11 protein-coding genes are annotated in these 10054 nt (G+C 41.0%); all 11 read right to left on the bottom strand.

Going from position 1 to position 10054, the window contains the following annotated elements; translation table 11 throughout:
• Window positions 1–129 precede the first annotated feature (129 nt).
• Window positions 130–1038 (bottom strand): carbohydrate ABC transporter permease, encoded by a 909-nt coding sequence (locus EDD59_RS17380; RefSeq protein WP_132384206.1) that lies wholly within the window; start codon window positions 1036–1038, stop codon window positions 130–132.
• 66 nt (window positions 1039–1104) lie between these two features.
• Complete coding sequence (locus EDD59_RS17375) at window positions 1105–2385, bottom strand: ABC transporter substrate-binding protein (RefSeq protein WP_132384204.1); 1281 nt, start codon at window positions 2383–2385, stop codon at window positions 1105–1107.
• A gap of 35 nt (window positions 2386–2420) precedes the next feature.
• On the bottom strand, window positions 2421–3404 hold the full coding sequence (locus tag EDD59_RS17370) for a LacI family DNA-binding transcriptional regulator (RefSeq protein ID WP_132384202.1): 984 nt from the start codon (window positions 3402–3404) through the stop codon (window positions 2421–2423).
• 301 nt (window positions 3405–3705) lie between these two features.
• On the bottom strand, window positions 3706–4080 hold the full coding sequence (locus tag EDD59_RS17365) for a hypothetical protein (RefSeq protein ID WP_132384200.1): 375 nt from the start codon (window positions 4078–4080) through the stop codon (window positions 3706–3708).
• 19 nt (window positions 4081–4099) lie between these two features.
• Entirely contained in the window at window positions 4100–5032 is a 933-nt protein-coding gene (locus EDD59_RS17360; protein ID WP_132384198.1) for a phosphodiester glycosidase family protein, read from the bottom strand.
• Window positions 5029–6099, bottom strand: coding sequence for a bifunctional glycosyltransferase family 2/GtrA family protein (locus tag EDD59_RS17355; protein WP_132384196.1), 1071 nt, complete (start codon window positions 6097–6099; stop codon window positions 5029–5031). Before EDD59_RS17355 ends, EDD59_RS17360 begins: the two co-directional genes overlap by 4 nt.
• Before the next feature lie 321 nt (window positions 6100–6420).
• On the bottom strand, window positions 6421–7191 hold the full coding sequence (locus EDD59_RS17350) for a prolipoprotein diacylglyceryl transferase (RefSeq protein WP_132384194.1): 771 nt from the start codon (window positions 7189–7191) through the stop codon (window positions 6421–6423).
• A 315-nt stretch (window positions 7192–7506) separates the two neighbouring features.
• Entirely contained in the window at window positions 7507–7728 is a 222-nt protein-coding gene (locus EDD59_RS17345; RefSeq protein WP_279233377.1) for an ATP-binding protein, read from the bottom strand.
• A gap of 11 nt (window positions 7729–7739) precedes the next feature.
• Window positions 7740–7961 (bottom strand): RelA/SpoT-related domain-containing protein, encoded by a 222-nt coding sequence (locus EDD59_RS18630; RefSeq protein WP_243117481.1) that lies wholly within the window; start codon window positions 7959–7961, stop codon window positions 7740–7742.
• A complete protein-coding gene (locus EDD59_RS17335; protein WP_132384188.1) occupies window positions 7900–8172 on the bottom strand; it encodes a hypothetical protein in 273 nt (90 codons plus the stop codon). Before EDD59_RS17335 ends, EDD59_RS18630 begins: the two co-directional genes overlap by 62 nt.
• A 33-nt stretch (window positions 8173–8205) precedes the next feature.
• Window positions 8206–9873 (bottom strand): AAA family ATPase, encoded by a 1668-nt coding sequence (locus tag EDD59_RS17330; RefSeq protein ID WP_132384186.1) that lies wholly within the window; start codon window positions 9871–9873, stop codon window positions 8206–8208.
• Window positions 9874–10054 lie beyond the last annotated feature (181 nt).

Here is a 10054-nt window from a genome sequence, read left to right as displayed (position 1 = left end):
AGGAATTTCGAGTTAAATCGACATCAAAACCAATACATATTTAATTCAAATCAGGCAGTTCTTGACTTGCCAGACACAGAAAAATTTACGCCCTCATATTAAGTACTATTCTTTTTCTGTTCTTCATCTCTAATCCTCCTTAGAGCCAGTAAATTTAAATTGGATGAATGTCAGAATCATGATTACTACAAACAGGGCAACCGCCATTGTTGAAGAATAGCCAAAATCATACATTCTAAATGCTTCATCATAAATTCTAAAAACAGCAACTTCAGTAGAATGAGCCGGACCGCCGCCGGTCATAATAGAAATCTGATCAAATACTTGGAAGGATCCTATCGTTGTTACTACAAGTATAAATACTGTTGTATTTTTAATAGTTGGCAATGTAATACAAAAAAATTTCACTACAGCATTTGCTCCATCCATATCTGCCGCTTCATATAATGATTGTGGCACATCCTTAATTGCAGCAATAAATATGACCATATTGTAACCAACTATAAGCCAGACACTTACTGCCATTACAGCAAAAAGAGCCTGATCCGTATCTGCTAAAAAATTCTGACTCTTAATCCCCAAAGCATTTAGTATCCCATTAAAGTATCCCCGTTTGGGATCATACATGAATGACCATATCAATGCCGCTACTACTGTAGAAATTGAATAGGGCATGAAATATGCCATCCGGCAAAATGTTTCCAACTTTCCTCTTAGACTATTTGTAATAAGCGCCAGACCCAGGGAGATACAGTATACCAATGGAATATATGTTACAGCATATATCAAGGTTGTTTTTACCGAGTTCAAAAAATCAGTATCTGTTATCAGCCGCCTATAATTGTCAACTCCGGTAAATGTCATATCTGACATTCCATTCCAACTATGAAAACTCACATAGACAGCATACAGCATAGGGATAAACACAAAGATACCGATTCCAACTATATTGGGAGACAGCATTAAATATGCCGTCAATGTTTCTTTTCTTTTTTTATTTGCATACTTTTGTTTCATGATTTCCTTTCCTCGTTTCATTACTGTTCCACATGAGTTTTCATGAGCTTTAAACATGGATTCTATGAAAGAACTTTTTGATAAAAATTAATTCTCAAAGAACTCTGTCAGCTTTCTGTCGCCCTCTTTAGCCGCATCTTCCGGGCTCATGCTGAAAATCGCATTTTGCAGCATATCGCCAATAATATCTGAGACCTCTGGCTCCATGGAAAGCTCCGGTTGCTCGGTGCCATAAATCTCATTGGTGAAGGTTGCTCTTAGTCCTTTCTGGTAAATGTCCTCTGCCTGCTCGATTACTGATTTTCTTGGCGAATAGGAAAACTTAACTTCTGTATTCCATTGGATAGCATTAGTCGGATCCTCATCAAGAAATAGCCATTGTACAAATTTAGCCGCTTGTTCTGCTACCTGGCTTTGACTGCTTACCGCCAATCTCCAGCCACCGCCGGCAGATGCCGGTTTCCCACCGTCTGGGATTGGCAATGGAACTAAACCAATGTTCATATCAGGGTACTCTTTCTCGTACTGGGTAATTGCCCAGCTTCCCCCAATCCACATAGCCGTTTCGCCTTCAGCAAGGATTGCACCGTCGCTGGCAAAACGAGAGGGCTTAATGTTTGCACTGCCGTCATCCACCATTTGCTTCCACATAGTCAGAGCTTTTATCATCTCTGGCGTATTTAATAAAGATTTATCCCCTTCAAAAAAGTCACCGCCGGTTTGCCATACAAAGGGCATGAAGATAAAATTGCCATACGCGCCTTTAGTCAGATCGTAAGTAATGCCCCATACATCGGAAGTAGTCAGGGCTTTTGCTGCCGCAATCATCTCATCCCAGGTAGTGGGGGGAGTGATGCCGGCTGCATCAAGCATATCCTTATTGTAATACAATCCTAATAAATCCTGTTCAAAAGGCGCTGCCAAAATCTTTCCGTCTACGCTCACGGAATTAATCGCATCCTCAGAAAAATCAGCTAATACATCCTCCGAAAAATACTTTGATAAGTCATACAGTACATCCGCTTCAGTAAATGCCGGCAGAGTTCCCGGACTGGCGCTGAAAATATCAGGACCTTCACCTGTTGCAAACGCTGTAGTCAACCTTGCTCCGGTGTAATCCTCCATGGGAATATTGGTTTGGGTGATCTCAACATCTGGGTTTAATTCCTCATATTCAGCAATCTTGTCATTGAACCATTTCGCTTCATTTGTTTCACTTCCCCAGTGATTCCAAAACTTAATTTGTGTCTTTTTGCTAGATGTATCTGTTGCCGCCTGGCTCTCATTTTGTTTTTTTCCTCCACATGCTACAAGTGATAAAACTACACCAACCACGCAGGTTAAACTAATCATTTTTCTTAATTTCATTTTTCTACACCCACTTTCTGTTTCAAATTCCAGATTTAATCAATAGTATTCCTTATTAACTTCGTAACCGTTTCACTTGCATTTCCATCTATTTTGTTCTGCAGCCGGTTTGATACCTCAACTCCTATTTGATAGGGATACTGCCTGACTGATGCAATAATATTATTTTTAAAAATAGATTGGAACTTAATCTTTCCATAAGACGCAACAGGATACTTTGAAGAATAGTCTTTTTCCTCATCTCTGTGTATTGCTCTAATGACCCCTTCTGTCATAGTATTATTTAAGGAAATTATACCGCAGCCATTAGGGTACCTAGTTACAATATCCGGAAAAATCTCTTCCGAAATCTTTGCATTAAAATGGCCATTGAGGTACGTATATTCTTGTTTTTTCTCCTGCAGCGCTTTTACTGCTCCTTCAATTCTTTCATGACCTATGGATAGCTCTTCATAACCACCAAGCAATACAACATCTCGGTAGGGAATCTCACTTAGAAATTTCTTCGTTAATTCATAGGCCGCTTCTACATTGTTTTCGCCGATAAAGTCTATCCCACCATCTATTTCCACACGGCGCTCCACACTAATGATTTTCATATTCATCTTAAGCAGCTCCTGAATGAAACTTTCATTGCCTCCAATTGTGAGTAGAATCACCCCCTCTACATTGCTCTCTCGAAATTTTTGCAGAATCTCCTTCTCCTTATCGAGATCATCCTTTGAACTGGCAATATAGAATACATACTCTGAGTATACAAAACTATCTTCAATTCCTTTAATTAGCTCCATGAAATATTCATTGGTAAAAGTAGGAATTACAATCCCAATCACATTACTGCTGTTTTTCTTTAAGTTGGAAGCTGTCGTATTCACAAAGTAATTTAATTCCTTAATTGCTGTTTGTACCTTGTCACGATTGTCGTCTGTTACTGTACCTATACCATTTACTACTCGCGATACGGTGGCGGTTGATACATTTGCGCGCTTTGCCACATCTTTTATCGTTACTCGTTTCATTCTTCTCTCTCCTTGCCAAAATCGAATTATAACAATCCACTTTATTTACTCGTCGGAAGATTGCTATGCAGCAGTCTTCTCTATCAGTATAATTCATTTTCAACCGAAAGTAAACGTTTACTTTCGGTTGAAAATAAAACTCCGGATCATAGCCAGAGATTTTTGATTAGCAAAGGACAAAAACTAAGTTTTAGAAAGATATAGGTTATAAAGTAAACGTTTACTTCACTAAATAAAGTATATATAACCATCCATAACTTGTCAATACTTTTTTCGTGAACTTCCAGAAAATGGTACCATTTTATACTACATTAGTCCTCCTCTCTCCCTCCACTATATAAAGAAGGATTCCTGCTGCTGCAAATGCCCCTCCCGCAAGCCAGTATACATCTGTAAGACCATTTGTTGTTCCATATATTTCTAACACCCCCCGCATGATACTTCCTACTGTCAAGGCTGCGATTCCCGAATTATACAAGTTGACTGCCGCTCTGCCCGGAAATCGTCTTCCGAGCAGCGCTAGCATCAAAAATGGAAGCGCACCGCCCACCAGGGGGATTATAAAGGCAAATATCATATAACCTGAATAAACCTGGTGGCTGAAGTCTTCATAAACCGCGGCAAAAACCATACAAAACAAAGATGCTATTAAAAATGTAAAACTGATTTTCTTCATATACTTTTTTTGTTCTTTTCTATCCAATGTATACAATATCACTCACCTTCCTTTCTGATATTCTGTTCCCATTCGTTGTCGGATTATTGATTACCTTGCCGTTAAAATACATCGTTGAGGACCCGCCTCCATCCAGATTGTAAGCAGTCTGTACTCCCAGCCCCTGCATGAATTCGGCAAACTGATAAAGTGACAGACCTGTACTTTCATCCGTCCGGCCGTCTGACACAATCAGAGCATAATGCAAATCGTCTATAATTCCAATTGCCGTTCTTGGGTTGCTGGCTTTTGCCTTCCCCACCTCTTCTCCGGCTGTAACAGATACGTTTCCATTCTCAACCAGTCCCGGGCCAAAAGATAGTATTTGGGCAGCCCCTTCATCTAATAATTCAGCTGCCGTGATTTCACTTTCTTTGATAATCTTAAAAGAGCCATCCGAACCTATGGCCAAATCCTCCTGCCCTTCTTCGGCTGTGTCTCTGTAAAGCACTCCATTTTTCAGCACGTACCCTGTTCTCTGTGCCCCATAATAATCACCGTTAATCGCCAGTATTGCATTGTTGGCCGATGCTATGTCTGAGGTAGTCTCCGTTAAATTCTGTCCGTATGCATTGTTTGCCAAAGCTGTCTTTAAGTATTTTGCAGATGATAACGTCACATCTGCCACATAAATATTCGTATCATTCTCCCGATATGTGGTGATTTTAACAGTCACATTTTCATCACTGTAGCTGTCCTCCGTGACCACAGCCGACTGCAGAGATGTGTCTGTATCTGTATCCTCTGAAGCACTTAAAGTAGTGGGATTACCGGACCCGGCATTACTCCCGGAATCTACAACCGTATATACATGAGTTATCACAAATGTGTCCAGGGCTACAAAGACAGTGTATGCTGTCAGGATGATGGAAAATAGAACTGCCCAAAGGTATTTTTTCTTTATAAGTTTCATGCGATCCCTCCTCGTACTTTCCCGCTGTCTTCTCTTTTAAAGATGAAAAGATGCTGCATAAGCCAACTTATAATGAAAAATAGAAGCTCTGTGATTAGTTTTGCTGCGTATGGATTGAGACTGGTTTTTGCAACAATTGTGTTTAGAACAAAGGTATCGCCAATAAGAATGGTGATTGCCAGTGCAAAATATCTTAGGGCAGATTTCCATACTTCATTTTTACTTTCAAAGACAAACTTCCTGTTCAGAGTATAATTTAGGCTCGAACTAACAACACGTGCCGTCACATTGGATGCTACAAGCCCTGCTGCCCCCAGTCCTCCTGTCAGGACAGTCAGAAGGCTGTATAGACTGTAATCAGTTAAAAAACTAATGAATGAAGATGCAGAAAATTTGAGGATTTCCTTATAAATCCGGTATGAATCCTTTACCGTATTAAAGTGTGAGCCACTGTTGTTGTCAATATACACCGTGCAGATTTCTAATTCCCTGACATGCCTTTTCTCATGGGCAAATTCCAGCAAGACATTCATCTCATATTCATACCGTTCCCCGGGAATATCCAGCATAACGGGAAGCAGTTTACTGCTGAAGGCCCTTAGGCCCGTCTGTGTGTCATGGACATGCAGCCCTGTAGAGAGGGCAAATACACCTCGTGTAATTGTATTTCCTATTTTGCTCCGAAGAGGCACCCCCTCCTGAAGTCCTCTGCTGCCTAAAATTAGGGTATCCGGCCTTAGCTCTGCACCTTCACAAACCCGGATAACATCCCTAATCTGATGCTGACCGTCCGCATCCATTGTGACTATGGTATATGGTTCTTCAAAATGTTTTCTAATGTATGTGAGAGCAGTCTTAATCGCCCGCCCCTTTCCGCAATTTTCCGAATGAACCAGCACGATAGCAAGTTCTGAGGCCTGCTCAAATACTTCTGAATATTCTTTTCCGCTTCCATCGTCTACAGCTATGGCTTTAAAATCCAATGCCCGCAGGCTGCGCAGCAAGTCAATCAGCAATGTGTCCGGTTCATACGCAGGAATCAGAGCAATACGTAAACTATTCTTCATAAATGCATCGCATCCTTTCATACGAATTCTCATTTATTTTAATCTCTTTCATAGTATAGGTACGCGACCTTAAATGAAACTGAAATAAAAAGGGGAAACTGTGAAAACTCTGTGAAAGGGGTCAGTGAAAGGGGTCAGTCCCTTTTGCGGCTCGTTTTCAGAATCGTTTTACAATTTATGTTAATGTGAACGTCAAAACGTAAAATGAACATTAAAAAAGAGCCCGACATCCGTTAATCTTAATAAACCGACATGGCAGCTCCTTTAAGTTGTAAAACAATTCTGAAAATGGTGATCAAAAGGGTCTGACCCCTTTAATCTTTATTCTTCATCTGTGGCTGCTGCAGTACTGCTGTCTTTGGTGCTGCTTTCTGCTGCATCTCCATTGTCAGGTGCATTCCCAGGCTGCCGGCCGCCGCCCATGCCCTGAGATAGCACTGTGACTTCGGCTACGGTGCCGTCACTGTTCAGAGTGACCAGAACGGTATCACCCTCTGAAATATCATCCAGTGTAATTTCTTCTTCCTGCTGTCCACCGTTATCTCCTGCGGGCATTTCAGGTGCCTGTCCATTCTTGGCCGGCTCTTCTGCAGTGGAATCCGTGCCGTCAGATTGACTCGCAGAACTCTCATTTCCTGACTGCTCTGTGGTGCCGTCCTGCTGTGCCGGCGGCTCCTGCCCGTCCTGTTTATTGCCTCCCAGTGCCTGTTCCATTCCCTGGCGTGTCAGAACCGTATCATCGTTAATCGCAATTTCCTTGGTATTTCCGTCAAGCTCCAGCATGGACGGGGCTTCTCCGGCAGGCTGATCACCGACGTCTTCTGCGGTATCTGCGTCTGATGTATCATTTGCATCTGACTGCTGTCCGTCAGCCTGTGCTGTGTTGTCGGCCGTGTCTTGTTGACCCGGCTGCTGTCCGCCGCTGTCTTTCAAAGTACCTGTTTCAATTGTAATGCTGTCATCACTGACCTCTGTGACCTGTCCATACAACTCCTGCGTGCTGCCTGCTGTACTGCTGCTCCCGGCACATCCAGTCAGTGCAAATGATCCTATAGTAAGCCCCAGTATAATTCCTGTAATTTTGTTCTTCATAAATAAATCGCATCCTTTCTCAAAAATTCATATAGCTGAATTTTTACGTTTATTTTGGTGTCCTTCGTAGTATAAGCATGCGGCCTTAAATGAAGCTGAAATAAAGAGAAAAATCTGTGAAAAGTGTGAAAAGGGTCAGTCCCTTTTGCGGCTCATTTTCAGAATTGTTTTACAATTTATGTTAATGTAAACATCAAAACGTAAAATGAACATTAAAAAAGAGCCGGATATCCGTTAATCTTAATAAACCGGCATGGCAGCTCCTTTGAGTTGTAAAACAATTCTGAAAATGGTGTTCAAAAGGGTCTGACCCCCTTAGGGCAATACCACAGTGATTAACAGCGATTTCCCATCTTTTGATGATGCTGTGATTTTCCCCTTATGTGCAGAAACTACTGCCCTTGCGATGGACAGGCCGATCCCATATCCCCTGATCTGGGAATCTCTGGACGGGTCGGCCCGGTAAAAACGGTCAAACATATGTGAAATCTGTTCTGATCTTATTGACTCTGCCGTATTGAAGACACTGACACAAATACTTTCCCCCTCTATTTTAGTTCATCCTCGTAAATCAGGTCCCGTATTGTCTGCATGGAAAGATCAACCGAGGCAATGACATCTGCACAGCTTTTCAGTTTTGAACGGATTAATTCTTCATTTTGAATCTTCTTTTTATACTTCATCTCATGTTCCAGGCTGGCCCAGAAATCAAGTGCAATTGTCCGAATCTGAATTTCTGCGGTTACACCGCATCCGGGACCCTTTACGATCTGAACAATTATATGATAGCTGCGGCAGCCGTTTGCGTTCCAGCTTATCCAGCATACTTTCCGGGGTTTTTATCCGGGCATGGCAATATTGGATTACCTTTCTGCCTTCCTTTTCTTCCAGAAGCCTCTGATAGTCTTCAATATGCAGAAGAAGCTGCTGCACCGCATTTAACCTCAAAAGCTCTGAGCCATAAAAATCTTCCGGTTTCATATCCTGCCTCCTACTATTTATTCAGGAAACTTACTATTTTTTAGCTACATAACAATTTTTCTTATAAAAGGAAATTCCATATTTATTGATATTCTCGTACCCGTCACGTTCCAGTTCTCTGGCATAATGCTTCTCATCAATCTGAATTAATGCTGTTTCCGCCATTTCCCGCATGTCCTTAAACATTTTTGCATGTTTAATTTCTATGATTACAGCAGGTTTTCTGACATCATAGCTCTTAAGCAGAATATCCGGTCTTCCATCCCCCGCCTCCCTGTTGGATTCGACGAGATACTCCTGTACATTGCTTAACAGCCCCAGCAGAAAGCCGTGATAAAATGCTTCTTTTGCATCGAAATAACTAATGCTTTCGTGAAGCTGCTTTTCTAATTCCTGCTGAAATTTATCTGTCTTTCCTGTAAACATTGCCTGATAAAAAACAGACAGATCTGTTCTTTTTATCCGTTCCTGTGTCCATTCCGTAATTTTTGTCTTGTATATATACCGGATTTCTTCATTGGGAATCTTCATACCGATATAAACCAGACCATCCGACAGAGACTCAGAAACCTTTTTTAAATACCCTGTAAAAAACAAAAAGTTCCACAGATTCTCTTTTGAATCATGAATATCAGAATATGTGATGTCCTCATGTACCGCACTTTTGATAATATTGCCGTCAACCAGATTTTCGATTTCACTTCTGGTCTTCAAATCCGCCGATTCAATCAAGGTTTTTATAATACTGTTAGAGCTGGTGTTCGACCAGTAGGGTTTTGGAAATGTACCTTCATCCTCCAGTAAATCTGAAATAAAGCTCAGTACGCTCCAGGGATTATAAATTTCTATATTTCCAAACTGATACCCGTCATACCACTCTTTCATGTCCGGCATCCGTTCCGACAAGCCATAATACGCCAGCAGCTTCTTTACCTCATCTTCTGTAAATCCGAAGTATTCTGCATACCCATTATTTAAAATAGATACGATATGCAAATTATTTAAGCCTGTAAATATACTTTCCTTAGAAATACGCAGGCATCCCGTTACAACGGCAAATTCAAGACACGGATTTGTCTTCAGCGCTGATTCAAACAATGACCGGATAAACATAACCATGTCATCATAAAATCCTTCAAAATATGCGTTCTCCAGAGGCACATCATACTCATCAATTAAAATAATTACTTTTTTCTCATATGTCTCATATAAAATCTGTGACAAAAATTGCAGGGAAGCCAGATAATCACTCTCATCTCCCTGGGCATTCAAAAGACGCACGATTCGCTCTTTCTCATAATCATAAGCCAGAACAGCTTTTTCGTGCCGCCGAAACTCATGAGATATGGTTTGTTTTAACATCTCAAAGGCATTCTTAAAGTTCCCCTGCTTTGCACTTTTTAAGGAGAGGCTGATAACAGGGTATTGGCCTTTATATTTACTGCAAATCTCTTTCTCCTGCTCAATCTTCAGATTACAAAACAAATCCTCTGCCGGTTCTTCTGTATATTCAAAAAAGTTCTGCAGCATACTCATGGCCAGGGTTTTTCCAAATCTTCTGGGTCTGGTAATCAAAGAAACCTCACTCTTTGTCTGCAGCAATTTTTTTATCAGCGGTGTTTTATCCACATAATAGCAGTCATTTTCAATTATCTTTCTAAAATCATCCCGCCCAAGGGGCAAAGCCTTTAGCTCCTGCATACATCCACCTTTCCTTTACCTATACTTATACCTTATTGTTCTATTATAAGGCATCCCCCCATATTGTACAATCTAATCTTTTGTTCCCTGAGTTTTGAAGTTTAATAAGCATTAACGAACCGGTATCCCTTGTGGTTACTGGGTTTTTTATGTCAATATATTCTATTTTCTTGCTGTGGTG

This window comes from Muricomes intestini (genome assembly GCF_004346165.1).
In the GTDB taxonomy this organism is placed as follows: Bacteria; Bacillota; Clostridia; order Lachnospirales; family Lachnospiraceae; genus Muricomes; species Muricomes intestini.
Note: the sequence above shows the minus strand (reverse complement) of the source record. Positions and strands in the feature narration are given on the sequence as shown.

Coding starts and splice junctions, on each gene's coding strand:
- EDD59_RS17360 (WP_132384198.1), bottom strand. CDS start 5,032: ATGAAACTTATAAAGAAAAAATACCTTTGGGCAGTTCTATTTTCCATC.
- EDD59_RS17335 (WP_132384188.1), bottom strand. CDS start 8,172: ATGAAACCGGAAGATTTTTATGGCTCAGAGCTTTTGAGGTTAAATGCG.
- EDD59_RS17350 (WP_132384194.1), bottom strand. CDS start 7,191: ATGAAGAACAAAATTACAGGAATTATACTGGGGCTTACTATAGGATCA.
- EDD59_RS17330 (WP_132384186.1), bottom strand. CDS start 9,873: ATGCAGGAGCTAAAGGCTTTGCCCCTTGGGCGGGATGATTTTAGAAAG.
- EDD59_RS17355 (WP_132384196.1), bottom strand. CDS start 6,099: ATGAAGAATAGTTTACGTATTGCTCTGATTCCTGCGTATGAACCGGAC.
- EDD59_RS17370 (WP_132384202.1), bottom strand. CDS start 3,404: ATGAAACGAGTAACGATAAAAGATGTGGCAAAGCGCGCAAATGTATCA.
- EDD59_RS17380 (WP_132384206.1), bottom strand. CDS start 1,038: ATGAAACGAGGAAAGGAAATCATGAAACAAAAGTATGCAAATAAAAAA.
- EDD59_RS17365 (WP_132384200.1), bottom strand. CDS start 4,080: ATGAAGAAAATCAGTTTTACATTTTTAATAGCATCTTTGTTTTGTATG.
- EDD59_RS17375 (WP_132384204.1), bottom strand. CDS start 2,385: ATGAAATTAAGAAAAATGATTAGTTTAACCTGCGTGGTTGGTGTAGTT.